The organism is Acidovorax sp. BoFeN1, assembly GCF_003345135.1.
Classification (GTDB): domain Bacteria; phylum Pseudomonadota; class Gammaproteobacteria; order Burkholderiales; family Burkholderiaceae_C; genus Acidovorax; species Acidovorax defluvii.
In genome coordinates this window covers 1-24,483 of record NZ_QOZT01000060.1, presented here as the reverse complement: position 1 = coordinate 24,483, position 24,483 = coordinate 1, and the positions used below count along the sequence as shown (strand labels likewise).

22 protein-coding genes and 1 other RNA gene are annotated in these 24,483 nt (G+C 64.2%); 12 read left to right on the top strand and 11 right to left on the bottom strand.

What is annotated here, in order from left to right; genetic code table 11:
• Positions 1-16 precede the first annotated feature (16 nt).
• The 4 genes from DTW89_RS13465 to DTW89_RS13450 all read left to right on the top strand — a co-directional run bounded on the left by DTW89_RS13465 (position 17) and on the right by DTW89_RS13450 (position 5,156).
• Positions 17-1,660 (top strand): MBL fold metallo-hydrolase, encoded by a 1,644-nt coding sequence (locus tag DTW89_RS13465; RefSeq protein ID WP_114656317.1) that lies wholly within the window; start codon positions 17-19, stop codon positions 1,658-1,660.
• A gap of 33 nt (positions 1,661-1,693) precedes the next feature.
• Complete coding sequence (locus DTW89_RS13460) at positions 1,694-2,479, top strand: rRNA pseudouridine synthase (RefSeq protein ID WP_114656316.1); 786 nt, start codon at positions 1,694-1,696, stop codon at positions 2,477-2,479.
• A gap of 158 nt (positions 2,480-2,637) precedes the next feature.
• On the top strand, positions 2,638-3,900 hold the full coding sequence (locus DTW89_RS13455) for a YjgN family protein (RefSeq protein WP_114656315.1): 1,263 nt from the start codon (positions 2,638-2,640) through the stop codon (positions 3,898-3,900).
• A 137-nt stretch (positions 3,901-4,037) separates the two neighbouring features.
• Complete coding sequence (locus DTW89_RS13450; protein WP_236637139.1) at positions 4,038-5,156, top strand: M48 family metallopeptidase; 1,119 nt, start codon at positions 4,038-4,040, stop codon at positions 5,154-5,156.
• Between the two features lie 87 nt (positions 5,157-5,243).
• Here the strand turns inward: DTW89_RS13450 and rnpB are convergent.
• An RNA gene (gene rnpB, locus DTW89_RS13445) (RNase P RNA component class A) lies at positions 5,244-5,684 on the bottom strand.
• A gap of 81 nt (positions 5,685-5,765) precedes the next feature.
• Between rnpB and DTW89_RS13440 the strand changes: the two genes are divergently transcribed.
• The 4 genes from DTW89_RS13440 to DTW89_RS13420 all read left to right on the top strand — a co-directional run bounded on the left by DTW89_RS13440 (position 5,766) and on the right by DTW89_RS13420 (position 11,399).
• Positions 5,766-6,401, top strand: a complete 636-nt coding sequence (locus DTW89_RS13440; RefSeq protein WP_114656313.1) for a class I SAM-dependent DNA methyltransferase — start codon at positions 5,766-5,768, stop codon at positions 6,399-6,401.
• A gap of 209 nt (positions 6,402-6,610) precedes the next feature.
• Positions 6,611-7,528, top strand: coding sequence for a cysteine synthase A (cysK, locus tag DTW89_RS13435; RefSeq protein WP_114656312.1), 918 nt, complete (start codon positions 6,611-6,613; stop codon positions 7,526-7,528).
• A gap of 431 nt (positions 7,529-7,959) precedes the next feature.
• Positions 7,960-9,696 carry an NAD(P)/FAD-dependent oxidoreductase gene (locus tag DTW89_RS13425; protein WP_114656311.1) on the top strand — a complete coding sequence of 579 codons (1,737 nt, stop codon included), beginning with the start codon at positions 7,960-7,962 and terminating at the stop codon, positions 9,694-9,696.
• Positions 9,697-9,872: 176 nt separating this feature from the next.
• Entirely contained in the window at positions 9,873-11,399 is a 1,527-nt protein-coding gene (locus DTW89_RS13420) for a DASS family sodium-coupled anion symporter (RefSeq protein ID WP_114656310.1), read from the top strand.
• 182 nt (positions 11,400-11,581) lie between these two features.
• On the opposite strand, the gene htpX is transcribed toward DTW89_RS13420, so the two are convergent.
• From htpX to DTW89_RS13370, 10 genes are all read right to left on the bottom strand, one after another.
• Positions 11,582-12,460, bottom strand: a complete 879-nt coding sequence (gene htpX, locus DTW89_RS13415) for a protease HtpX (RefSeq protein WP_024812982.1) — start codon at positions 12,458-12,460, stop codon at positions 11,582-11,584.
• A gap of 211 nt (positions 12,461-12,671) precedes the next feature.
• On the bottom strand, positions 12,672-13,415 hold the full coding sequence (locus DTW89_RS13410; RefSeq protein ID WP_114656309.1) for a DUF3025 domain-containing protein: 744 nt from the start codon (positions 13,413-13,415) through the stop codon (positions 12,672-12,674).
• Positions 13,416-13,417: 2 nt separating this feature from the next.
• Entirely contained in the window at positions 13,418-14,863 is a 1,446-nt protein-coding gene (locus DTW89_RS13405; RefSeq protein ID WP_236637138.1) for an NYN domain-containing protein, read from the bottom strand.
• A gap of 50 nt (positions 14,864-14,913) precedes the next feature.
• A complete protein-coding gene (gene pyrC / locus DTW89_RS13400; protein ID WP_114656318.1) occupies positions 14,914-15,960 on the bottom strand; it encodes a dihydroorotase in 1,047 nt (348 codons plus the stop codon).
• A 73-nt stretch (positions 15,961-16,033) separates the two neighbouring features.
• Positions 16,034-16,225 (bottom strand): DUF7706 family protein, encoded by a 192-nt coding sequence (locus DTW89_RS13395; RefSeq protein ID WP_114656307.1) that lies wholly within the window; start codon positions 16,223-16,225, stop codon positions 16,034-16,036.
• A gap of 159 nt (positions 16,226-16,384) precedes the next feature.
• Positions 16,385-17,122 (bottom strand): amino acid ABC transporter ATP-binding protein, encoded by a 738-nt coding sequence (locus DTW89_RS13390; protein ID WP_024812986.1) that lies wholly within the window; start codon positions 17,120-17,122, stop codon positions 16,385-16,387.
• Positions 17,123-17,274: 152 nt separating this feature from the next.
• Complete coding sequence (locus DTW89_RS13385; protein ID WP_024812987.1) at positions 17,275-17,946, bottom strand: amino acid ABC transporter permease; 672 nt, start codon at positions 17,944-17,946, stop codon at positions 17,275-17,277.
• 1 nt (position 17,947) lies between these two features.
• Entirely contained in the window at positions 17,948-18,703 is a 756-nt protein-coding gene (locus tag DTW89_RS13380; protein ID WP_024812988.1) for an amino acid ABC transporter permease, read from the bottom strand.
• 105 nt (positions 18,704-18,808) lie between these two features.
• Complete coding sequence (locus tag DTW89_RS13375) at positions 18,809-19,708, bottom strand: amino acid ABC transporter substrate-binding protein (protein ID WP_024812989.1); 900 nt, start codon at positions 19,706-19,708, stop codon at positions 18,809-18,811.
• A 381-nt stretch (positions 19,709-20,089) separates the two neighbouring features.
• Entirely contained in the window at positions 20,090-21,013 is a 924-nt protein-coding gene (locus DTW89_RS13370; protein ID WP_114656306.1) for a LysR family transcriptional regulator, read from the bottom strand.
• A gap of 184 nt (positions 21,014-21,197) precedes the next feature.
• On the opposite strand from DTW89_RS13370, the gene DTW89_RS13365 reads away from it, so the two are divergent.
• The 4 genes from DTW89_RS13365 to DTW89_RS13350 all read left to right on the top strand — a co-directional run.
• Positions 21,198-21,755, top strand: coding sequence for a TRAP transporter small permease (locus tag DTW89_RS13365; RefSeq protein ID WP_114656305.1), 558 nt, complete (start codon positions 21,198-21,200; stop codon positions 21,753-21,755).
• Entirely contained in the window at positions 21,752-23,050 is a 1,299-nt protein-coding gene (locus DTW89_RS13360; protein WP_114656304.1) for a TRAP transporter large permease, read from the top strand. The genes DTW89_RS13365 and DTW89_RS13360 overlap by 4 nt, the downstream gene beginning before the upstream one ends.
• 48 nt (positions 23,051-23,098) lie before the next feature.
• The gene (locus DTW89_RS13355; RefSeq protein ID WP_114656303.1) at positions 23,099-24,133 is read left to right on the top strand and encodes a DctP family TRAP transporter solute-binding subunit; all 1,035 of its coding nucleotides are present in this window, start codon (positions 23,099-23,101) and stop codon (positions 24,131-24,133) included.
• Positions 24,134-24,272: 139 nt separating this feature from the next.
• The coding region (locus DTW89_RS13350; RefSeq protein ID WP_201740958.1) for a transposase family protein at positions 24,273-24,483 on the top strand (211 nt) is incomplete at its 3' end.

The window sequence follows — 24,483 nt, the reverse complement described above, 5'->3', positions numbered from 1 at the left end:
CGCACAGGCAACCGTGATGTGCGCGGCCGCCACCGTGCTGCTGCTGCGCGATGGCGCACAAGGGGTGGAGGTGCTGATGACGCGCCGCTCGCCGCGGGCCAGCTTCGCACCGGGCGCCTATGTCTTCCCCGGCGGCGGCATCGACGCGCTCGATGCGTCGCCCGAGACGCACGCCGCCGCCGACCGCCGCCCGGCGCAAGACGACCTGCACCTCACGCAGGCCATTGCCGCCATCCGCGAGAGTTTTGAAGAGCTGGGCATTCTGCTGGCGCGCCATGCCGATGGCCCCCGCAAAGGTGGGATGGCCGACGCGCACGACATCGCCGCCATCGACCGCCACCAGCCCTTTGCCGCGCAGTGCCAGGCCCGTGGCCTGCGCCTGGCGGCCGACAGCGTGTACCTGCTGGCCCACTGGACGGGAGACCGCGACCTGCCGCGGCGCTTTGAGGTGCCGTTTCTCGTGGCCTGCATGCCCGAGGGGCAGACGCCCGTGGCCGACGAGACCGAGCAGTTCGAGCCCGTGTGGGTGCGCCCGGCGGATGCGCTGGCGAGGCATGAGGCGGGCCAGTTCTTCATGATCTTCCCCACCATCCGCACACTGCAGCGGCTGGCAAAGTTTGTGAGCACCCAGGCCGTGCTGGACGCCGTGGCGCACGAGCAACCCCTGTGGGTGAGCTGCCCGCGCGCCGGCCTGCTCGGCGGCAAGGAAGCGCGCTACATGGAAGACGAAACGCCCTTTGGCGAGCTGGCGCTGGTGTGCCCCGACGGGCAGATCGTGCACCCGCTCGACTGGCAGACCGAGCGCCCCGTGCCGCTGCTGCGCAATGTGCAGCGCCTCACCGCGCCCAACCCCGGCGTGATGACCGGCCCCGGCACCAACAGCTACCTGGTGGGCGACCCCGCCACCGGTTTCATCGCCATCGATCCCGGCCCGGCCGATGCCGAGCACCTCGACAAGCTCTGGCGCGCTGCGGGGGGCGACATCCGCATGATCGTGTGCACCCACTCGCACCCCGACCACTCGCCAGGCAGCAAGCCGCTGCAGGCGCTGTGCGTGCAGGCGGGCAAGGCCCAGCCGCCCATCCTGGGCCTGCCCTCGGCCCCCACCGCGCGCGCGGCCAGCGCGTTCACGCCCGACCGGGCGCTACAAAATAATGAGCTGCTGGCGCTTTCAGGACAAGCGCCAGAGGGCAAAATCACCCATACCCTGCAGGTGATCCACACCCCCGGCCACGCGGCCAACCACCTGTGCCTGCTGCTGCAGGAAGACGGTCTGCTGTTCAGCGGCGATCACATCCTCAACGGCAGCACCACCGTGATCGACCCGCCCGACGGCAACATGGCCGACTACCTGGATTCGCTGGACCGGCTCGATGCCTTGTGCGCCGAGCACAGCGTGGAGTTCATCCTGCCGGCCCATGGCCATGTCCTGGGAGGCCCGATCAACGGTGCACGCAGCGCCATTGCCAAGCTCAAGGCGCACCGCCTGGCACGCGAAGCCAAGGTGCTGGCCGCCATGCAGGCGCTGCCCGATGGCAGCATGGAAGACTGGGTGCAGCACGCGTACGACGACGTACCCCCGCGCATGTGGCCGGTGGCCCAGCGCTCGCTGCTGGCGCACGTAGAACGTATCCGCTCACAGCAGCCCGGCAACAACTGAACTACAAGAACAGCTCCCAACCGCATTCATTCAATGACCGACAAGAACCCCGACCCCACCCACATCCGCCTGGCCAAGCGCGTGGCCGAACAACTGAACTGCTCGCGCAGCACGGCCGAGCAATTCATCGAAGGCGGCTTTGTGAGCGTGGACGGCCAGGTGGTGGAAGCCCCCGGCGCCCGCGTGCGCCCCGACCAGGCCGTGACCGTGGCGCAAGACGCCAGCCTGCTGGAGCTGACCCCGGTCACGCTGCTGCTGCACAAGCCGGCGGGGTTTGAAGCAGGCCTGGGCGTGCCAGCCGGGCAAGCGGCCCACGCCAGCCGCAGCCAAGGCGCCACCCCGGCCACCACACTGCTGAATGCGGCGTCGCACCTGGGCGACGATGCCTCGGGCATCCGCGTGCTGCAGCGCCACTTCAAGCAGCTCGAATGCTTCACCCCCCTGCCCACCGAGGCCAGCGGCCTGGTGGTCTACACGCAGGACAAGCGCATCGCGCGCAAGCTGGCCGAAGACATCGAATCGCTGGAGCAGGAGTGCATCGTCGAGGTGAAGGGCAACATCGCACCCAACGGCCTGCAGCGCCTGTGCCACGGCCTCTCATTCAACGGCCGCCCGCTACCCCCCATCAAGGTGAGCTGGCAAAGCGAGACCAAGCTGCGCTTTGCCCTCAAGGGCATCCGCCCCGGGCAGATTCCCGCCATGTGCGATGCCGTGGGCCTGACAGTGGTCGCCCTCAAGCGCATCCGCATCGGCCGCGTGCCGCTGGCCAAGGTGCCCGAGGGGCAATGGCGGTATCTGCAGCCGTGGGAGCGGTTCTAAGACGTTTTTGGCACATGGCGCCATAGCGCGACGCGGTTGCGCAGCATCATCAAAAACAATAGCTGCAAGCGCTTACTCCACAAGCACAAACGCCCATTTTGATGAAGACTTTTTACCACCACCGCTGATACACTGCGCTGCAACTCTGGAGGGAGTTCATGAACCACAACGATTCAGGCAGTGCAGCGCAACTGCCCCCCAACCTGGCCCTGCAGAGCATCGAGGCCCATCCCCTGGAATTCACGGGCAGTGGCGGCGAATATTTCCGCGTGTGGATCGTGAATGTGCTGCTGGGCATTCTCACGCTGGGTTTCTACACCCCCTGGGCACGCCGGCGCACGGCCCAGTATTTCTATGACCACAGCATGGTGGCCGGCAGTCCGCTGGAGTTCACTGCGCAGCAGCGCAAGATGGTGATGGGCTTTGTGATGCTGGTGCTGCTCACCGTGGCCTACAACATTGCCGCCGAGTCGGGGCAGGACACGGCGGTGGCGCTGTTTCTGTTGGCTGGCGCGGTGCTGGCGCCCTTCATCTGGGCCAGTGCCATGCGTTTTCGCCTGAGCGCCACGCGCTGGCGCGGCTTGCGCCTGCAGTTCACCGCCAGCTGGCGCGAGGTTTATACCGCCAGCTGGCCGGTGTTTGCCCTGGCGCTGGTGTGGATGGCCGTGGTGTTCGGGCTGCAGGCCCTGGCGCCAGAGGTGGCGCAAGCGGCCCCGGGCCTGGCGGGCGAGAAAGTACGCAAATCGCTGTCGGCCTTCACCGCGCCCATGGGGGCCTTGCTGGCGCTGGGTCTGGTGCTGTCGTTGCTGTGCATCATTCGCCTTGAATACAACTACAAGAGCCTGCTGGTGCTGCGCGCCCACCTGGGCACCGAGCCGGGCCGCTGGAAGCCCGTGTACATGGATTTCGTCAAGATCTGGCTGGCCACGGTGGCGGTGTTCATCGTATCGGCCCTGGCGATGGGCGCCCTGCTGGCCGCGCTGGCGGGCGGCTCTTTCGCACTGTTCGCCGGCCAGACGCAGCGCATGGGCCTGTGGCTGGTGGTGGTGATTTTTGTGGCCATCGTGGGCGGTATCTTCTTGCTGTTGCTGGCCTCGGCACCGGCCCGCGCCTACCGTGAGGCGCGCATGTTCCAGCTGATGTGGAGCAACGTGGGCGTGAGCCAGGTGGCACGCTTCAAATGCCAGCTGGGCACGGGCCGCTATGTGCTGCTGCGCCTGAAAAACATGCTGCTGACCCTGCTCACCCTGGGCCTGTACCGCCCCTTTGCACGGGTCAGCGAATACCGCATGAAGTTCGAATCGGTCACGCTGCACATCAAGGGCGGCGTGGACCAGATCGCCGGCATCCTGGTGCGCCAGCAGCAAGGCGGCCTGGGCGATGCCCTGGCCGATGCCGCTGGGCTGGACCTGATTGGATGATGTCGCGTCCGCCGTCCTCGTTGACCGGGCCGGTGGCCGCAGGGCAACCCGAGCCATTGGACGCAGCCACTCAGGGAAACGTACACCTGCTGCCCGCACGCTGGTTTGATGGCCTGAGCAGCAAGGCGCAGCCGGTGATGGTGGGTCTGCAGCCCACGCCCAAGGGCCCCTCGCTGCTGCTGCACCCGATGGCGGCGCCGGGCGCGGCACCCCGTGTATTCACCCGTGACCAGGTGGCTTGGCCGCAGGCCTGGAGCGCACACCGGTCGCCGCGGCGCGTGGTGGTCGATTTGCGCGACCACGGCAGCCTTGAAATCGACGCCACGGCGCAGTGGCACGCCGCACTGGCCGCGGCGGGTGCGCGCCCTGGCCTGGCCCAGCGCATGCAGATCCACTGGCCCGTGCTGCTGGCCGTGGCGGTGGCCGCCGCCGTGGCTGTTGCGCTGTTTTACCGCTTTGGCACCCCTTGGGCAGCCACCCAGCTCACGCGGTATGTGCCGCTGTCGTGGGAAACCAGCCTGGCCGAAAACGCCTTGCAGCAGATGGACGAGGGCACGCTCAAGCCCAGCAAGCTGCCCGCCGAACGGCAGGCCCAGCTGCGCGCCCGCTTTGACCAGCTGGCGCAGCAAACGCCACCGGCGCTGCAGCGCTACCGCGGCTATGCACCCCGGCTCACGCTGGCCTTTCGTTCGGGCATGGGCGCCAATGCCTTCGCACTGCCCGGCGGCACGGTGGTGATGACGGACGCCCTGGTGCGGGTTGCTGCCGAGAAGGGCCTGGACGACAACGCGCTGATCGGTGTGCTGGCCCACGAAATCGGCCATGTGGCGCACCGCCACACCACGCGCATGCTGGTAGAGCAAGGCGTGCTCAACGTGGGCCTGGGCCTGGCGCTGGGGGACGTGTCGTCCGTGCTGTCCACGGGCGGTTCGCTGCTCACCGGCCTGGCCTACCGCCGCAACCATGAGCGCGAGGCCGACTGCTTTGCCATCGCACTGATGGGCCACGTTGCGCTGCCCACGGCGCCCATGGGCCAGTTGCTGCTGGCCATTGCGCACGGCGAAGAAAATGCGCAAGAGAAGGCCGAAGCGCAGGCACAAGCGAAGGGCGAAACGAAGGCCGGCAATCCCGCCGATACCAAGCGAGCCCCACCCGGGGAGCAAGGCGTGTGGTCGTGGCTCAGCAGCCACCCGGATACGGTGGAGCGCGCCACCGAGCTGGAACGCGGCCATGCACCGCGTTGCGCTGCGCCTTGATCGAACGCCGCGATTTACTTCAGAATAATCAAAAACAATAGCGCACTGCGCTTATTGCATAAGCACTGGCGCCTGTTTTAATGAAAAGTGTGAAGCGCGCCGATAAGCCGGATTCTGTGCACTGCGGTTGCCCGCAGCGTGACCGCCATTACTCTGGGCCGGGTGTCGCCACCACGGCTCGATGCTACCTACCCGCCAACTCTGCGGAACCACATCAACGTTGGCCTACTTGGTATTGCTGCGCGTAGAGATTGCCCGTTTCACCCGAAGCGGGCACCGCCCGCTTCGGGTGGCTATGGTCTTGGAGGCTTGCGCCTCCAACCGTCTGGCTTGCGCCAGCCGTGCCCGCTTGCGCGGGCAACCGATAGAACACCTTCGGTGGCTTGCAGCCTGCTCCGACTCGTCTCTGTTGCTCTGATCCTCACCTCACGGTGGGCAGCCGTTAGCTGCTACGCTGTCCTGTGCAGTCCGGACGTTCCTCCAGTGCCTGGTTTCCCAGATTGCACCGGCGGCGGTCTGGCGCGCTTCACGGGGGCGATTGTCCCAGATTTCGCCGTGCAGGCCGGGCACGCCCGCTGTGGCGCACGTTTTACGCAAGCTTTAGACACCATGACCACTACCCATCCACCGCAATCCACGCCAACCACGCCGTCATCGCATTTCGACGCTGCCGCCCGCGACTGGGACCAGCGCCCCATGTCGCAGCAACTCGCCGCTGTGCCGCCGCTGCTGCTGGCGCGGCTGCCGCTGTCGCCCACCGACCGTGTGCTCGACTTTGGCGCGGGCACCGGCCTGCTGGCCACGCAGATTGCACCCAAGGTGGCGCATGTCACCGCGCTGGACATGTCTGCCGCCATGCTGCAGGTGCTGGACGAAAAAGGCGTTGCCAACATCACCACGCACCATGGCGACATTTTTGACGGCCTGCCGGGGCGCTACCACGCCATCGTGAGCTGCATGGCCCTGCACCATGTGGCCGACACCGCCGCGTTGATGCGCGCCTTTGCCGCTGCGCTGCACCCCGGCGGGCGCATTGCGCTGGTGGATCTGTATGCCGAAGACGGCAGCTTTCACGGCGACAACGCCGCCAAGGGCGTGCAGCACCTGGGTTTTGCGCCCGAAGCCTTGCAGGCGCAGGCCGAGCAGGCGGGCCTGCAAGGCATCGTCTTTACCGGCATCCTGCACATGCAGCACCGCAATGGCCAAAGCTATCCGCTGTTTTTGATGACGGGGCACAAACCATGATTCAACATTGATAGCTGCACCCGCTTGATGGACGGCGGTTACAGCCCGTTTTCATCTATAAATTTGGCCGAGGCCGCCCGCCTGCGGGCACTGCACACCGCCCGCAGGCTGCGATGCCCCTGCGCTGTGCATATCCATATAGCCGCTGCGCAGAACAAGTGGTTCAGAATGCGTGCCAACCCCTTTTCACTTCCCCTTCAGGAGACGCCATGAAAGTCGACAACGTTCTGCAAACCATTGGCAACACGCCGCATGTGCGCATCAACCGCCTTTTTGGCGCGGGCGCCAACGTGTGGATCAAGTCCGAGCGCGGCAATCCCGGCGGCTCCATCAAAGACCGCATTGCGCTGGCCATGGTGGAAGACGCCGAAAAATCGGGTGCCCTGCAACCGGGCGGCACCATCATCGAGCCCACCAGCGGCAACACCGGTGTGGGCCTGGCCATGGTGGCGGCCGTCAAGGGCTACAAGCTGGTTCTGGTGATGCCCGACAGCATGAGCATCGAGCGCCGCCGCCTGATGCTGGCCTATGGCGCCAGCTTCGACCTGACGCCGCGCGAGAAGGGCATGAAGGGCGCCATCGCCCGGGCCGAGGAACTCAAGGCCCAAACACCCGGCGCCTGGATTCCGCAGCAGTTCGAGAACCCGGCCAACATCGACGTGCACGTGCGCACCACGGCGCAGGAAATCCTGGCCGACTTCCCCGACGGGCTGGACGCGCTCATCACCGGCGTGGGCACGGGCGGCCACCTGACCGGCGTGGCGCGCGTGCTGAAAGCCCAATTCCCGCAGCTCAAGGTGTTTGCCGTGGAGCCCACGCAGTCGCCCGTGATCAGCGGCGGCCAGCCGGCACCGCACCCCATCCAGGGCATTGGCGCGGGTTTCATCCCCAAAAACCTGGACACCAGCCTGCTCGACGGCGTGATCCAGGTCGAGGCCGAGCCCGCGCGCGAATACGCCCGCCGCAGCGCCCGCGAAGAGGGCATGCTGGTGGGCATCTCCAGCGGCGCCACACTGGCCGCCATTGCGCAAAAGCTGCCCGAGCTGCCCGCCGGGGCCAAGGTGCTGGGCTTCAACTACGACACGGGCGAGCGCTACCTGTCGGTCGAAGGCTTTTTGCCAACGTAAGGCAAAATTTGAGCCAAATCGGCCTCTAGCGCTTATCCATCAAGCGCAAGTAGCTATTAATAAAGGAGCTTTCGAGCTCCTTTATTTTTTCGCCCGGTGCAGAGCGTCACGCCTTCACCGGCCCATACGCCGCCATGAGCGCCGCCACGGCACGCTGCACCGTGGCATGGATTTCGTCGTGCGTGAGGGGCTGCAGGGTCTGGAACAAAACCGGTCCTGCCATTCGGCCTCCAGCAGCGCGCGCGGGTGCGGGGCGGCGACCCCCCTGCTGCTGGGCAGCGCGACGCAGAAGGTGCTGGCGCATTCCAGAATTCCGGTGCTGGTGTACCGGAAAAGCGCAGCCCACCGCACGCAGGCCAAACCATGCGGCGGTCGGTAAAATCACCCTCCCCTGCATTGCCCTTCGCCCGATAACCACGGGCCGCAAGACCATGATCCGCCTTTCTGAAATCCGGCTGCCGCTGTCCGCGCTGCCGTCCGACCCCGACACCCAGCCCGAAGCCGCCCTGCGCGCCCGCGCCGCCCAGGCACTGGGTCTGGTCGATGTCGCCGACATTGCCACGCTGCGGGTTTTCAAGCGCAGCTTTGACGCGCGCAAGGTCGATTTGCTGGCGGTGTACATCGTCGACATCACGCTCGCCGACCCCACGCAGCAAGCCGCACTGCTCGAAAAATTTGCAGGCAACCCGCACATCCAGCCCACGCCCGACATGGCCTGGCACCCCGTGGGCCAGGCCCCGGCCGAGCTGCCCCTGCGCCCGGTGGTGGTGGGCTTTGGCCCCTGCGGCATTTTTGCGGCGCTGGTGCTGGCGCAAATGGGCTTCAAGCCCATCGTGCTGGAGCGCGGCAAGAACGTGCGCGAACGCACCCAGGACACTTGGGGCCTGTGGCGCAAGCGCGAGCTCAACCCCGAAAGCAATGTGCAGTTTGGCGAAGGTGGCGCGGGTACCTTCAGCGATGGCAAGCTTTACAGCCAGATCAAGGACCCGCGCCACTTGGGCCGCAAGGTGATGGCCGAGTTTGTGAAGGCGGGTGCGCCCGAAGAAATTCTGTATGTGGCGCATCCGCATATCGGCACCTTCAAGCTGGTGAAGGTGGTGGAGAGCCTGCGCGCGCAGATCATTGCGCTGGGCGGAGAGATCCGTTTCGGTCAGCGCGTGACCGATCTGGTGGTTGAAACCGGCCCGCAAGGCCGGCATGTGCGTGGCGTGCAGGTGCTGGACCAGGCCTCAGGCACCACCACCGAGCTGCGTGCCGACCATGTGGTGGTGGCCCTGGGCCACAGCGCGCGCGACACCTTTGCCATGCTGTACGAGCGGGGCGTGCAGATGGAGGCTAAGCCGTTTTCCATCGGCTTTCGCATCGAGCACCCGCAGGGCGTGATCGACCGGGCACGGTGGGGCCGCCATGCCGGCCACCCCTTGCTGGGCGCCGCCGACTACAAGCTGGTGCACCACGCTGCCAATGGCCGCGCCGTTTACAGCTTTTGCATGTGCCCCGGCGGCACCGTGGTAGCCGCCACCAGCGAACCCGGCCGCGTGGTCACCAACGGAATGAGCCAGTATTCGCGCAACGAGCGCAACGCCAATGCGGGCATGGTGGTGGGCATTGACCCGGGCGATTTTCCGCGCGCACCCGCAGCCTATGAAGCCGCGCTGGGCGCCACGCACGGGGTTGAGGCGCTGGCCACCGGCCAGCACCACCCGCTGGCGGGCATCGTGCTGCAGCGCCAGCTCGAATCGAACGCCTATGTGCTTGGCGGCAGCAACTACAGCGCGCCCGGCCAACTGGTGGGCGATTTCATCGCGGGCCGGCCCTCCAGGGAGCTGGGCAGCGTGCAGCCCTCTTACCAGCCCGGCGTTACGCTGGGCGACCTGCATGGCGCACTGCCCAGCTATGCCATCGAAGCCATGCGCGAGGCCCTGCCGGTGTTCGGCCGCAAGATCAAGGGCTACGACATGCCCGATGCCGTGCTCACCGGTGTGGAGACACGCACGTCGGCACCGCTGCGCATTGACCGCGGCGACAACCTGCAAAGCCCCAACACCCCCGGCCTGTATCCGGCCGGCGAAGGGGCGGGCTTCGCCGGCGGCATTCTTTCAGCGGGCGTGGATGGCATCAAGGTGGGCGAAGCCGTGGCACGCAGCCTGCTGGGCGCAGCGGCCTGACGGCGCCCAGGTCAGGGTCGCGGGCAACGCCCGCCCGTCCAGCGCATTGACTGCGGCCTGCAGCGACAGGACATGGTGGGCGACGGCAGCTAAATTTTCTTGACATCAGTCAGACCGCATCCGCACCGGGGAGGCACACTGCAGGCAGCAAGGCACCCACGCCAAAGGAGCACCGCATGACCGCACCGATCGCCACACCCCTGCCCGCACCGCCTACCGCGCCGCCCCCGGGACTGATCAAACGCCTTGGGTTTTGGGCTGCACTGGCGGCCCTGGTGGCGGTGCTGCTGCTGCCCACGCCGGCCGATCTGCCGCTGGCCGGGCACTACATGCTGGCCATCTTGGCGTTTGCCGTGATCGTGTGGATGACCGAGGCGCTCGACTATTCGGTCAGCGCCGTGGTCATTGGCGCGCTGATGCTCTTCTTGCTGGCCTACGCACCCAGCGCCGCCAAGCCCGGCGTGACAACGGCCATGGGTACCGGGGCTTCGCTCGGCCTGGCGCTCTCAGGCTTTGCCAACAGTGCTGTGGCCCTGGTGGCGGCGGCGTGTTTCATTGCCTCGGCCATGACGGCCACGGGGCTGGACCGGCGCATCGCGCTCACGGTGCTCTCCAAGGTGGGGGCCAAGACGCACCACATCGTGATTGGCGCCATGATTGTGGGCTTTTTGCTGTCGTTCATTGTGCCCAGCACCACGGCCCGGGTAGCGTGCCTCATGCCCATCATGATGGGCTTTGTGCTGGCCTTCAATGTGGACCGCAAAAGCCGCTTTGCCGCTTTGCTGGTGATCACCACGGCGCAAACGGCCAGCATCTGGAACGTGGGCATCAAGACCGCCGCAGCGCAGAACATGGTGGCCATCGGTTTCATCGAAAAGCAGCTGGGCGCGCAGATCACCTGGGGCGAATGGTTCGTGGCGGCAGCCCCTTTTGCCGCGCTGATGACGGTGGCGCTGTTCTTCATCATGACCCGCATGATGAAGCCCGAAATGAAAGAGATTGCCGGGGGCCAGGAAACCATCCGCAAGCAGCTGCAGGAGCTGGGCCCCATGACCATGAATCAGTGGAAATTACTGGCCATCGTGCTGGTGCTGCTGGGTTTCTGGTCCACCGAAAAGGTGCTGCACAGCTTTGACACCACCTCCACCACCATCGCGGCCGTGGCGCTGATGCTGTTCCCGCGCATCGGCGTGATGGACTGGAAGCAATCGCAAAAGGGCTTCCCCTGGGGCACGGTGGTGCTGTTTGCCGTGGGCATCAGCGTGGGTTCGGCCCTGCTGCAGACCAAGGCAGCGGGCTGGCTGGCCCAGCTTATCGTGAGCAACCTCGGGCTGCAGATGGCGTCGGCATTCGCCATCCTGATGCTGCTGTCGGGCTTCCTGATCGTCATCCACCTGGGTTTTGCCAGTGCCACGGCGTTGGCGTCCACCATGATTCCCATCATCATCAGCGTGCTGTCCACCGTGCAGACGCCGGGCATCAACATCGTGGGCATGACCATGATTTTGCAGTTTGTGGTGAGCTTCGGCTTCATCCTGCCGGTGAACGCGCCGCAAAACATGATTGCCTATGGCACCGACACCTTCGAGGCCCGTGACTTTGTGCGCACCGGCATCGTGATCACTATCGTGGCCACTGCTTTGCTGGTTATTTTTGCGCTGACCTACTGGCCCTGGATGGGCCTCATGGTGCACCAGCCATAGCGCTTGGGGGCAAGCACCGGGCCCCATGCAGGCATCCGCCTGCCAGCCAGATGGAAACGCTGGCATTGCCTGGCAGCCTTGCAGCCATCAACCACGCACCCCAAAAACAAAACCGCCGCAGGGCGCAAACCCTGCGGCGGTCTGTTTGAACCGGGGCCCGAAGGCCCGGCCCGCCAACCGGATCAACCCTGCTGAGCGTTCTGCAGCGCGGCAATGCGCTCTTCAATTGGCGGGTGGGTGCTGAACAGCTTGCCAATGCCACCGGCAATGCCCATGGCGGCCATGCTCTTGGGCAGCTCGGCGGGGTGCATGCCACCCAGGCGGGCCAGGGCGTTGATCATGGGCTGGCGACGGCCCATGAGCTGGGAAGCGCCTGCATCGGCACGGAACTCGCGTTGGCGCGAGAACCACGCCACGATGATGGCGGCTGCAAAGCCCAGCACGATGTCGAGCACGACGGTGGTGATCATGTAACCGATTCCGGGGCCCGAGCTGTTTTCGTCGTTCTTGCGCAGGAAGCTGTCCACGGCGTAGCCGATCACGCGCGACAGGAACACCACAAAGGTGTTCATCACGCCCTGGATCAGCGTCATGGTGACCATGTCGCCATTGGCAATGTGGGCCACCTCATGGCCGATCACGGCTTCGACCTCGTCGCGCGTCATGCCCTGCAGCAGACCGGTGGACACTGCCACCAGCGCCGAGTTCTTGAACGCACCGGTGGCAAAGGCATTGGGGTCGCCTTCAAAAATGCCGACCTCGGGCATGCCGATGCCGGCCTTGTCGGCAAACTTGCGCACGGTCTCGACGATCCAGGCCTCATCCGCCGAGCCAGAGCCGTCGATGATCTGAACCTTGGCGCTCCACTTGGCCATGGGCTTGCTGATGAGCAGCGAGATGATGGCACCGCCAAAGCCCATCACCAGCGCAAAGCCCAGCAAGGCGCCCAGGTTCAGGCCGTTGGCCGTGAGGTACCGGTTGACGCCCAGCAGGCTGGCCACCACCCCCAGCACCGCAACGACGGCCAGGTTGGTCATCACAAATAAAAGAATCCGCTTCATGAGTTCTCCGTGGGGTAAACAACAACAAGTGTTTGATGGCTCAGATGGGGGCCGGAGTCGGCGCTTCAAGCACCTGCACCACCAGACAGCGGCACGGTGCAGCACTGCTTGCACGCCCCCGGGCGCCCCTATGGCCGCGATTTCATCGCGCAATGGTAGGGCCAAACCAGCTCCAGGGCCTTATCACACAAGCCTTGACGGGAATTAGGTGTCAGCGCGCCGCGCGGGGCGGCCGAAAGACCTGCGCATCGCCATAAAAGCCCGGCACCTCGTTGGCTGGCCACCAGCCGGGCACCCCCAGCACCGGAAGCGGCGTGAAGGGTTTGGCGGCCCATGGCCCGGGCTGCACGGCCTGCGCCAGCCAGGCATCCAGGCTTGCTATTGAGTTTATAGCTACTGGCGCTTGATAGACATGGGCTACCGTGGGTTTTCGTGGTGAAACCAGTTTTTCAAGCAGCGCGTGCCCAAACAACACCAGCCACGCCTCGCGCCACAGCGGGCGCAAATCGACAAAAAGCGCCTGCCAGTCCCGCGCGCGCAGCGCCGCCCACAGCGCAGGCGGAGCACTGAGCACCGCGCCGTTTTCGTCAAACACCGTGAGCGCGTCACGCAGCGGCCCGCGCATGGCCTGCACGCCATCGGCGGCAATGGCCTGGGCCTGTAGCTGGTTCAGGCGGCGTTTGGTGTGCGGAAACTGCAGCCACACCAGGCCGTTGAAGAAATCGTGCAGGTTTTCGCGGGTGGGGACACGGCCAGTGTCGAAGATGTACTGCTCGTAGGCCTGGCCCGGCGGCAACTCGGCTTGGCGCACAAAGCCTACCGGGCAGGCACCGACAGAGTTCAAGGCGTCAGCCACCAAGCAGCCTACCAACACGCGTTGCTGCACCGCCTGCCCGACAGCGCGCAAGGGCACCAGCCATGGGGCATGCCAGTCAATGCCATCCAGTTGCAACATGCTTATCGGAGATAAATCACGGCTTGTGGCGTACAACCCATCTCGATCACAAAAGAGCTGGGATACCGCTCCAGAATGCGCAAGGCAGAGTCGCTAGTGCGCAACAGCCCATGCTGGCGCAAACGGCCCGCCACGGCACTCAACGCGCATGGCTGACCACGCAACAACTCCGGAACGGCCAGCAGCACATCGGCAACCGTGACACGGCGCAGAGCCAACTGGCTGACAACCGAGCGCAGGCCGTGCAGTTCTGGCAGCAACGGTGGTGCAGGTCGGCGCGGCATTGCTACATTCCATGACATGACAGCGGTTGCAACCACCTTTGCAACCGGCGCCTGAGTTGCAGCCCTGAGAGAACGCACTAGCACCGCCGGTACAACGGGCGTAGGAACATAGCTCAGCTGCGTTGGCTGGTGCACCGGTGTGAGCTTGAAATGCGTCGCATGACGGGCAAAAAAGGCCGCCGATTTGGTGGTTTTGCCCAAGATGGTTTTTTGGCGCAACACAGGCACCACTTGGGACAACAGTTGCGGCGAGTCGCGCAATGCGGGCACGGCTTGCAGGATGCGCGCCACCTCTTCGGGCATAGCGAGCGCGTGCTGGGCTGTGCTGGACAAAGGCCGCGCTGTTGGTTGCGCAAGTTTCGAGGCCGCAGCTTGCGTCGGCCCGGCAATTCCCGAGACTTTGATAGGCGCAGCCTCAAGCGGGCTCTGGTAGCGAATCCGGTTTGGCACTTGGAGTGGCAGCAGCTGGAATACCGAGGCCCACTGGGCAAACCACGCCGTGGTTTTGGTGCCCACCGTCAGAATACCTCGTTGTCGCAACGCGGCAACCACTTGACTCAAGTGTTGCGACTGGCCGCTGCGCAAGGCGGGGAAGGCCTGGAGCACCTGCTGCACCGCGTCCACTTGCGCAGGAGTATGTGCTGGTGCTGGTGCTGGTGCTGGTGCTGGTGGTGGTGGTGGGGGCGTAAGCGCGGGCGCTGGTGACAGTGCAAGCACCGCATGCGGCGCGGGTTCGGTCAGGGGTACTGGTTTTTCCACCACCTCCAGCATCACCACGTCGTCATAAAAACTCTCCGGATTGGCAAACAGAGTGTTGTTCAGGCTGAAGCACAGCACAAAACAGCCCTGCTCACGCAGCCAGGTGGCCAGTGGCACAAAGTCTGCATCGCCCGAGCAGATGACCACTGCGTCAATTCCCCGGCGACACACGGCCTCCACCACATCAATGGTCAGCGCGATGTCGGTCGTCACTTTGTTGGTGACCAAGTTGCTCACTGGGCGCACACCGTGCTTCCAGAGCACCGCATCTATGGTCTTCAGACTTTCTGGGCGCCCATAAGCACGTCGGTAAGAGATTCTCTCGGCCCGCGATTGCAAGTCTGCAAAGACATGGTCCAGCGCTGTAGCGTTGTTCAGGTTGTCAGCGTCTATGAATACGGCCATATTTTTGGCCATCCCAGAACGCCCCTTGCTGGCCGTATCCATGCCAAGTTCTACCCACTGACCAGCCGCCACGGCAGCGCTTCACCCGAGCGCAGGGGCTTGAGTTCGGCTTCGCCAAACGCAAAGCTGTCCGGCGGCGTCCACGATTCGCGGCGCAGGGTGATGGTGCCGGTGTTGCGCGGCAGGGCGTAGAAGTCGGGGCCATGAAAACTGGCAAAGCCTTCGAGCTTGTCGAGCGCCCCTGCGTTGTCAAACGCCTCGGCATACATCTCGATGGCGGCGTGGGCCGTGTAGCAGCCTGCGCAGCCGGTGGCGTGTTCCTTGAGGTGCGCGGGATGCGGCGCGCTGTCGGTGCCCAGAAAGAACTTGGCGTTGCCGCTGGTGGCAGCCTGCACCAGGGCCACACGGTGCGTTTCGCGCTTGAGCACGGGCAGGCAGTAGTAGTGCGGACGGATGCCCCCGGTAAAGATGGCGTTGCGGTTGTAAAGCAGGTGGTGCGCCGTGATGGTGGCAGCCGTAAAGCCGTCGGCCTCGCGCACGTAGTCGGCCGCATCCTTGGTGGTGATGTGCTCGAAGACGATTTTGAGTTCGGGGAAATCGCGGCGCAGCGGGATGAGCTGCTGCTCGATGAACGCAGCCTCGCGGTCGAACAGGTCGATGTCGCTGCTGGTGACCTCGCCATGCACCAAAAGCAGCATGCCGGCTTTCTGCATGGCTTCGAGGGTGGGGTAGGTCTTGCGCAGGTCGGTCACGCCAGCGTCGCTGTTGGTGGTGGCACCGGCGGGGTAGAGCTTGGCGGCGACGACGCCCGCAGCCTTGGCGCGCCCGATTTCTTCAGGCGGCAGGTTGTCGGTGAGATACAGCGTCATCAGCGGCTCAAACTGCACACCGGCTGGCACGGCGGCCAGGATGCGGTCCTTGTAGTCCAGCGCCTGCTGCGCCGTGGTCACGGGCGGGCGCAGGTTGGGCATGATGATCGCGCGGCCGAACTGGGCGGCCGTGTGCGGCACGACGGTGTGCAGGGGCGCGCCGTCGCGCACATGCAGGTGCCAGTCGTCGGGGCGGGTGAGGGTAAGGGTGTCTGGGGCGGCAGTCATGGGCGCCATTCTCCCATCACTCCCCGGCCGCAGGGCATTCGCCATCGGCGCCCGGCTGGCGAGCACCCATGGGTTATATGGGGTCGAAACCGGCCAGATCCAGCGCTTCGCGCAGCGAATCAAGGGCGTCGCGCACAAGGAAGGTTTCTGCATCGTCACTGGAACATGCCCGGATGCCCTCATGGCTGATGTTCTTGACGAAGCGCGCCAGCGCCTGGGCGTTTTCGGGGGTGAGTTCGGCGGTGATGACCACGGGTTGTTTCATTTTGGATATCTCGTTCAGACCATACTGGCCGCACCGGAAGATTCCGGCCCCGGCGATCTTACCGACTGAAAGAAGACCCGCCCTTCCCACGGCGCAGCCCGACACCCCGCCCAAAAACACCAACGGCACCCGCAGGTGCCGCCGTGCAGTGCAATGTGCTCAGTGCTGGAGGATCTTGTTGAGGAAATCCTTGGTGCGTGGCTGGCGTGCATCGGGGTTGTTGAAGAAGTCTTCCTTCGAGCAATCCTCCAGAATTTTGCCGCCCACGTCCATGAAGATCACACGGTTGCTGACCTTGCGCGCAAAACCCATTTCGTGGGTGACGCACATCATGGTCATGCCCTCGTTGGCCAGGCCCACCATTACGTCGAGCACTTCGCCCACCATTTCGGGGTCGAGCGCCGAGGTGGGCTCGTCGAACAGCATCACGATAGGGTCCATGCTCAGAGCGCGCGCAATGGCCACGCGCTGCTGCTGGCCGCCCGAAAGCTGGCCCGGAAACTTGTCCTTGTGCGCCATCAGGCCCACGCGCTCCAGCATCTTGAGGCCACGCTTCTTGGCGTCGTCGGCATTGCGGCCCAGTACCTTGATCTGTGCAATGGTGAGGTTGTCCGTCACCGACAGGTGGGGGAACAGCTCGAAGTGCTGGAACACCATGCCCACGCGGCTGCGCAGTTTGGGCAGGTCGGTCTTGGGGTCGTGCACGGCAATGCCATCCACATAGATTTCGCCCTTCTGAAAGGGCTCCAGTGCATTGATGGTTTTGATCAGCGTGGACTTGCCCGAGCCCGAAGGACCGCACACCACCACCACCTCGCCTTTCTGGATGGTGGTGGAGCAATCGGTCAGCACCTGCACGGGGCCATACCACTTGGAAACATTTTTGAGTTCAATCATTTTTCACTCCAACTCGTGTCAGTTGCCCATCGCACTGCGCTGGCCATGGACGCGACCCAGACTGCGGGACGGCCAGCAAGGGCCGCCCCGCAGCAAAGGCAGTCGTCCCCCTTCAAGGGGGAAGGCGCGCAGCGCCTCAGGGGGTGGGTATCTCATCGGATGATGGCGATCTTCTGGTGCAGGCGCTTGACCGCCCAGGACAGCGCGTAGCACATCACAAAGTACAGCACGGCCGCCGCCAGATAGGCCTCGATAGGGCGGCCAAAGTTCTTGCCGGCCACTTCAAAGCCCTTGAGCATGTCGTAGGCACCAATGGCATAGACCAGCGAGGTGTCCTGAAACAGGATGATGGTCTGCGTGAGCAGCACCGGCAGCATGTTGCGAAACGCCTGCGGCAACACCACCAGCTTCATGTTCTGGCTGTAGGTCATGCCCAGCGCCTGGCCGGCATACACCTGCCCCCTCGGTACCGACTGAATGCCTGCCCGCATGATTTCGCTGAAATATGCGGCCTCAAAGGCGATGAAGGTGATCACTGCGGACACCTCGGCACCGATGGGCCGGCCGATGATGGCCGGCACCAGCAGAAAGAACCAAAGAATCACCATGACCAGCGGAATGCTGCGCATGCCGTTGACGTAGATGGTGGCGGGCACATCCAGCCACTTCTTGCCCGACAGGCGCATGAGCGCCAGCACCGTGCCGAAGATCACACCACCAATGGTGGCCACCAGCGTGAGCATGAGGCTGAAGTACAGCCCCTTGAGCACGAAGTTAGAGATCAAGTCCCAGTTGTAGAACGAAAAATCAAGGCTGAGGTTCATGTCAGTGCCCTCCCGATCCACCGGCCACGATCAGGCCCGGTACGCGCGCCCGCTTCTCGATGAAGGCCATGATGCGGTTGATGGCGAAGGCAGAGACGATGTAGCAGGCCGTGACGGCCAGGTACACCTCGATGCCGCGAGAGGTTTCTTCCTGCGCCTGCATGGCGAACATGGTGAGCTCGGCCACCGACACGGCAAACGCCACGGACGAGTTCTTGAAGATGTTCATCGTCTCGCTGGTCAGCGGCGGAATGATGATGCGAAACGCCATGGGCAGCAGCACATAGCGGTAGGTCTGAAACGTGGTGAAGCCCATGGCCAGGCCTGCGTAGCGCTGACCGCGCGGCAGTGCCTGTATGCCCGAGCGCACCTGTTCGGCAATGCGCGCCGAGGTAAAAAACCCCAGCGCCAGCACCACCAGCACAAAGCCCGGCACGGCCTTCATGGCCGGAAACATGGTGGGCACGACGTGGTACCACAGAAAAATCTGCACCAGCAGCGGAATGTTGCGAAACAACTCCACCCAGGCATTGCCCAGCCGCACCACGACCGGCCGATCCTGCAGCGTTCGCAGGGTGCCGATGAACGACCCCAAAACCAGCGCCAGCAGCAGCGCCAGCACCGATACCGACACCGTCCAGCCCCAGGCCGACAGCATCCAATCCAGATAAGTGATGTCGCCGCCTTTGCCAAAGCAGCCCTGCACCACCTGCCGCTCCAGTGTGTCTTCGCAGAACACCTGCCAATCCCAGCTCATAGGATCGTTCCTTCTTCAAACGGAGGGTGTTGGGCCCCGCCAGAGGCGCCCAACAATAAAGCCCCTTCAAACCCGCGGTTCGAAGGGGCGGTTCAATCCTGGGGATTACTTCTTGGCGTAGTCTTCCATGGGCTTGTCGTTGGGGTTGGCCCATGCGGCCTTGGTGGCGTCAGACAGTGGCAGACCGATCTTGGTGTTGGTCGGGGGCACAGGCTGCATGAACCACTTGTCATACAGCTTGGCCAGCGAGCCGTCGGCGATCTGGCGCTTGATGGAGTCGTCCACGGCCTTCTTGAAGGCGGGGTCGTCCTTGCGCAGCATGCAGGCGATGGGCTCGACACTCAGAACCTCGCCCACAATCTTGAAGTCGGCCGGGTTCTTGGACTTGGAGATGTTGGCGGCCAGGATGGAGCCGTCCATCACAAAAGCATCGGCACGACCGGTTTCCAGCAGCAGGAAGCTGTCGGCATGGTCCTTGCCATAGACTTCCTTGAAGTCGATGCCACCGGCGCGCTCGTTCTTGCGCAGCGTCTGCACCGAGGTGGTGCCCGTGGTGGTGGCCACACTCTTGCCGTTGAGGTCCTTGATGGATGCGATGCCCGAATTGGCCTTGACGACCATGCGCACTTCTTCCACATAGGTGGTCACCGCAAAGGCCACATCTTTCTGGCGTGTGGCGTTGTTGGTGGTGGAGCCGCACTCCAGGTCCACCGTGCCGTTGGTCACCAGCGGAATGCGGTTTTGCGACGTGACGGGCTGGTACTTGGTTTCCAGCGCGGCCAGGCCCAGCTGCTTGCGGATGTCGGAGATGATGTGCTCGGCCATCTCGGTGTGAAAGCCCACATACTTGCCGTTGCCCAGCGTGTAGGAGAGGCCCGAGGATTCACGCACGCCCAGGGTGACGCTGCCCGAGGACTTGATCTTGGCCAGCGTATCGCCAGCCTGCGCAAACGCGCTGCCTGCCGCGAGGGTGACCACGGCCATTGCGAAAATGTGCTTTTTCATTTCTATCTCCTTGTGTCATTTCAAAAAGGTTTCTGAAGACTTGCGTCTACCCGCATTGTGAGCGGGCCACACAGTCCAGAACAGGGGGTTTACCTGCCGTACCGGTTGGCAGAAAACCCCGCCACAGTGGGTAACCAGAAGTCGCGCAACAGACAACCGACCAGCAGATTCAGCACGGTTGGGCTGAACGCAATGGGCATGAAACCACTTGCCGTGGGATGCCTTCAACAAGACCAGTCCATTGAATGCATGGGCTTGAAGCTTGCAATCTTTGTGCCACCAAACTTCCAACGTAACGCATTCAACCCAGTCCGGCCCAACCTGGGCGCCGAATGCGCGAACAACTGTATGAATAGTTTATATCCGCATTCACCTTGGGCATCAGCCCAAACCCTGCAAATACGCCCATAAAGCTTGCGCCGTGCCTTTGGGAGCCTCTTTTGCGCTGGGTTTTTCACGGTAGGCGCGGACATCCATCACGATCTGCAAGCCCGTGTGGTCCGGGGGTTCCGCGCTTACCAGCTTGCGCGCGCGCACGTCTTTTTTAACGGCGCTGTGCGGAAGAAACGCCACGCCATGGCCTTCCAGTGCCATGGCCTTGAGGCCTTCGGCCATGTCGGTTTCATAGACCCGCTCCAGATGGATGGCGGTGCCCGATTCTTTGAGGATGAGCTCGGTCATGCGCCCCAGATAGGCACCTGGCGCATAGCCAAGATAAGGCAGCGGCTGGCCGGCACGGCCGGGCAGTCGGAACAGGGGCTGCCCGTCGGCATCGGCCTTGCTGTAGGGCGACAGCACCTCCTGCCCCAGGCTCACCATTTCGTAGCGGTCGGCATCCAACTGAAAAGGCTGCGAAGAGTGGTGGTAGGCAATCATCAGGTCGCAGCCCCCTTCCACCAGGCGCATCACCGCATCGTGCACATTCAACGCAATGAGGCGACTTTTGAAGGGGCCGAATTTCTCGTGCAGGCTCGAAACCCACGCCGGAAAGAAAGTGAACGCCAGCGTGTGCGGCACCGCGAACTCGATCATGTCCTTGCCGGCGCTGGTGTGCGTGCGCAGCATGGCACGCGTGTTCTGCATGGCCTGCAGCATTTCCAGCGCCTGGTCGTACAACGTCTTGCCCGCCGGAGTCAGGCGCGTGGGATACGAGCTGCGGTCCACCAGATCGGTTCCGGCCCACGCCTCCAGCGCCTGGATGCGGCGCGAAAAAGCCGGTTGCGTTACATGCCTCAACTGGGCGGAGCGGCTAAAGCTGCGCGTCTCTGCCAGGCTGACAAAATCCTCAAGCCACTTGGTTTCCATCGCTGCATTATCCGCGCGCACCGATGGCACCGACGGCACTGCCCGAAGGTGTGCATGCATATCAACACACCCCATAATAGGTGGCCGCGCCCACAGCGCGCGCGCCGTCCAGGCCCCTGGTGCACAACACCGCCGGGCAGAGCGACAGCATTCGCCATGTTTGTTTCCCCGAGACTCTGCCCCCATGCCACCCTCCTCCCCTCCCGGGCCGACGGCTTCTGCCCCTGCGTCCCCGGCGCCCGAAGACAACGCCCCCCGCTCGCTGCGCATCGAAGACTGGCTCACGGTGATCGTGATGGCGGCGCTGGCCCTCATCACCTTCGCCAACGTGCTGGTGCGCTACTTCACCAATTCCTCGTTTGCCTGGACCGAAGAGATTTCGGTCTTTTTGATGATCGTGCTGGCGCTGGTGGCCGGCTCGGCCGCCGTGGCACGCGACCAGCACATCCGCATCGAGTACTTTGCCGAAGGCGGCCCTGATGCCCGCCGCAAGCTGCTGGCGCAATGTGGCGCGCTGCTGGTGGCCCTGCTGTTCGCCTTGATTGCCGTGCTCAGCGTGCGCATGGTGTGGGACGACTACCGCTTTGGCGAAACCTCGCCCGGCATCGGCGTGCCGCAGTGGTGGTATTCGATCTGGCTGCCCGTGATTTCGGCGCTGATCGCCGCGCGCGCCATCGGCCTGTTCGTCCGGCGCAGCCGCCAGGCACCGCCCGCAGACCACCACGGAGACTTCCAGGCATGATCGCCACCCTGCTGTTCGTGGCCTTTTTGGCCATGATGTTGATGGGCGTGCCCATCGGCGCCGCGCTCGGCCTGGCCGGTGCCGCCGCCATCGCGCTGGCCAATGCCGACAGCCAGTGGTTTGGCCTGCTGGCCGTGCCGCAAAACTTTTATGCCGGGCTGGGCAAATACCCGCTGCTGGCGATTCCGATGTTTGTCCTGGTGGGCTCCATCTTCGACCGCTCGGGCGTCGCGCTGCGCCTCGTCAACTTCGCCGTGGCCATGGTCGGGCGCGGCCCCGGCATGCTGCCGCTGGTGGCCATTGCCGTGGCCATGTTCCTGGGCGGCATCTCGGGCTCGGGCCCGGCCAACGCAGCTGCCGTGGGCGGGGTGATGATTGCGGCCATGTCGCGCGCGGGCTACCCACCCTCGTTCTCGGCCAGCGTGGTGGGGGCCGCAGCGGCCACCGACATCCTGATCCCGCCCTCGGTCGCCTTCATCATCTACTCGGTGCTGGTGCCCGGTGCCTCGGTGCCTGCGCTGTTTGCGGCGGGCATGATCCCCGGCATCCTGGCCGGCTTTGCACTGATCGTCCCCGCCGTGTGGATGGCGCGCCGGCACAAGATGGGCCATCTGGAAGCCACCATGCCGCGCCCACCGTTCTGGAAAAGCCTGCGCGAAGCCCTGTGGGGCCTGGCCGCGCCGGTGCTGATTCTGGGCGGCATGCGTGCGGGCTGGTTCACACCCACCGAGGCCGCCGTGGTGGCGGTTTTCTACGGCCTGTTTGTGGGCATGGTGGTCCACCGCACCATCACCGTGCGCGACCTGTTCCCCATCCTGCGCGAATCGGGCGAGCTGTCGGCGGTGATCCTGCTCGTGGTGTCGCTGGCGGGCATCTTTGCCTATTCGCTGTCCACCCTGGGCGTGATCGACCCCGTGGCCAACGCCATCGTGAACTCGGGCCTGGGCGAATACGGCGTGCTGGCACTGCTGATCGTGCTGCTGGTCACCGTGGGGATGTTCCTGGACGGCATTTCGATCTTTTTGATCTTCGTGCCCCTGCTACTGCCCATCATGAACCACTACCACTGGGACCCGGTGTGGTTCGGCGTGATCCTCACCCTGAAGGTGGCGCTGGGCCAGTTCACCCCGCCGCTCGCCGTGAACCTGATGGTGTCGTGCCGCATTGCCGGCGTGCGCATGGAATCCACCGTGCGCTGGGTCGGCTGGATGCTGCTGGCCATGTTCCTCGTGATGGTGCTGGTGATTGCGTTCCCGCCACTGGCCCTGTGGCTGCCCGCGCGCCTGGGCTACTGATTTCGCTGTGCAACCGTTGTCAATACTGAACTGAAGGAGACTGAAAAAATGAAACTGCGTACGTTCCTCACCTCGGCCGTGGCCGCTGCAGCCGCCCTGGCTTTCACCGCCCCCGCCGCCCTGGCGCAAACCGCGTACAAGAGCGAATACCGCATGTCGCTGGTGCTGGGCACCGCCTTCCCCTGGGGCAAGGGCGGCGAGCTGTGGGCCAACAAAGTGCGTGAGCGCACCAACGGCCGCATCAACATCAAGCTGTACCCCGGCGTCTCGCTGATCCAGGGCGACCAGACGCGCGAATTCAGCGCGCTGCGCCAAGGCGTGATCGACATGGCCGTGGGCTCCACCATCAACTGGTCGCCCCAGGTCAAGCAGCTCAACCTGTTCTCGCTGCCCTTCCTGATGCCCGACTACGCCGCTGCCGACGCACTGACGCAGGGTGAAGTAGGCAAGAGCCTGTTCCAGACGCTGGACAAGGCTGGCGTGGTGCCGCTGGCCTGGGGCGAAAACGGCTACCGCGAAATCTCCAACTCCAAAAAGGCGATCAAGTCCCCGGATGACCTCAAGGGCATGAAAATCCGCGTGGTGGGCTCGCCGCTGTTCCTGGACACCTTCACCGCCCTGGGCGCCAACCCCACGCAGATGAGCTGGGCCGACGCCCAGCCCGCCATGGCCAGCAGCGCCGTCGATGGGCAGGAAAACCCCCTGTCGGTCTACATGGCCGCCAAGCTTTACACCGTGGCGCAAAAGCACCTGACGCTGTGGGGCTACATGAATGATCCGCTGATCTTTGTGGTCAACAAGGACATCTGGAACAGCTGGACCCCCGCCGACCGCGAGATCGTCAAGCAGGCCGCCATTGACGCCGGCAAGGAAGAAATCGCCATCGCCCGCAAAGGCATGGTCGAGGCGGACAAGCCGCTACTCAAGGAAATCGCTGCCAACGGCGTGACCGTGACCCAGCTGTCTGCCGCCGAGCGCGAAGCCTTCGTCAAGGCCACCCGCCCCGTGTACGAGAAGTGGAAGAACCAGATCGGCGCCGATCTGGTGACCGCCGCTGAAAAGGCGATTGCTGCACGCAAGTAAGCGTAACGCTCCTAAAATCATAGCTTCTAGCGCTTGTACAGCAAGCGCTAGAAGCTTTTTTTATGGCTCTCTTCCGTTTCGGGTGGAGCGCTACAGTTCAAAAAAATCTGTTGACACCCCCTGAACAGGAGCCGTTCCAATGCAAGAAGCATTGTTTTGCCAAGCGTTAGGCCTTGCAGCCCCCTGGGCGGTAGAGCGTGTTGCGCTGGACGTGGAGCGCAGTCGCATCGACCTGTACGTTGTCTGGCGCTCAGGCAGTGCAGCATGCCCGGCGTGCTCAGCCGCTGATCAAAAGCTCCATGACCACCGCCAGCGCAGCTGGCGGCATCTGGACTTCTTTCAGTTCGAGG

Coding starts and splice junctions, on each gene's coding strand:
- DTW89_RS13390 (WP_024812986.1), bottom strand. CDS start 17,122: ATGATTGAACTCAAAAATGTTTCCAAGTGGTATGGCCCCGTGCAGGTG.
- htpX (WP_024812982.1), bottom strand. CDS start 12,460: ATGAAGCGGATTCTTTTATTTGTGATGACCAACCTGGCCGTCGTTGCG.
- DTW89_RS13420 (WP_114656310.1), top strand. CDS start 9,873: ATGACCGCACCGATCGCCACACCCCTGCCCGCACCGCCTACCGCGCCG.
- DTW89_RS13455 (WP_114656315.1), top strand. CDS start 2,638: ATGAACCACAACGATTCAGGCAGTGCAGCGCAACTGCCCCCCAACCTG.
- DTW89_RS13360 (WP_114656304.1), top strand. CDS start 21,752: ATGATCGCCACCCTGCTGTTCGTGGCCTTTTTGGCCATGATGTTGATG.
- DTW89_RS13465 (WP_114656317.1), top strand. CDS start 17: ATGTGCGCGGCCGCCACCGTGCTGCTGCTGCGCGATGGCGCACAAGGG.
- pyrC (WP_114656318.1), bottom strand. CDS start 15,960: ATGACTGCCGCCCCAGACACCCTTACCCTCACCCGCCCCGACGACTGG.
- DTW89_RS13440 (WP_114656313.1), top strand. CDS start 5,766: ATGACCACTACCCATCCACCGCAATCCACGCCAACCACGCCGTCATCG.
- DTW89_RS13450 (WP_236637139.1), top strand. CDS start 4,038: ATGGTGGGTCTGCAGCCCACGCCCAAGGGCCCCTCGCTGCTGCTGCAC.
- DTW89_RS13410 (WP_114656309.1), bottom strand. CDS start 13,415: ATGTTGCAACTGGATGGCATTGACTGGCATGCCCCATGGCTGGTGCCC.
- DTW89_RS13365 (WP_114656305.1), top strand. CDS start 21,198: ATGCCACCCTCCTCCCCTCCCGGGCCGACGGCTTCTGCCCCTGCGTCC.
- DTW89_RS13355 (WP_114656303.1), top strand. CDS start 23,099: ATGAAACTGCGTACGTTCCTCACCTCGGCCGTGGCCGCTGCAGCCGCC.
- cysK (WP_114656312.1), top strand. CDS start 6,611: ATGAAAGTCGACAACGTTCTGCAAACCATTGGCAACACGCCGCATGTG.
- DTW89_RS13370 (WP_114656306.1), bottom strand. CDS start 21,013: ATGGAAACCAAGTGGCTTGAGGATTTTGTCAGCCTGGCAGAGACGCGC.
- DTW89_RS13395 (WP_114656307.1), bottom strand. CDS start 16,225: ATGAAACAACCCGTGGTCATCACCGCCGAACTCACCCCCGAAAACGCC.
- DTW89_RS13380 (WP_024812988.1), bottom strand. CDS start 18,703: ATGAGCTGGGATTGGCAGGTGTTCTGCGAAGACACACTGGAGCGGCAG.
- DTW89_RS13375 (WP_024812989.1), bottom strand. CDS start 19,708: ATGAAAAAGCACATTTTCGCAATGGCCGTGGTCACCCTCGCGGCAGGC.
- DTW89_RS13385 (WP_024812987.1), bottom strand. CDS start 17,946: ATGAACCTCAGCCTTGATTTTTCGTTCTACAACTGGGACTTGATCTCT.
- DTW89_RS13460 (WP_114656316.1), top strand. CDS start 1,694: ATGACCGACAAGAACCCCGACCCCACCCACATCCGCCTGGCCAAGCGC.
- DTW89_RS13425 (WP_114656311.1), top strand. CDS start 7,960: ATGATCCGCCTTTCTGAAATCCGGCTGCCGCTGTCCGCGCTGCCGTCC.
- DTW89_RS13405 (WP_236637138.1), bottom strand. CDS start 14,863: ATGGCCGTATTCATAGACGCTGACAACCTGAACAACGCTACAGCGCTG.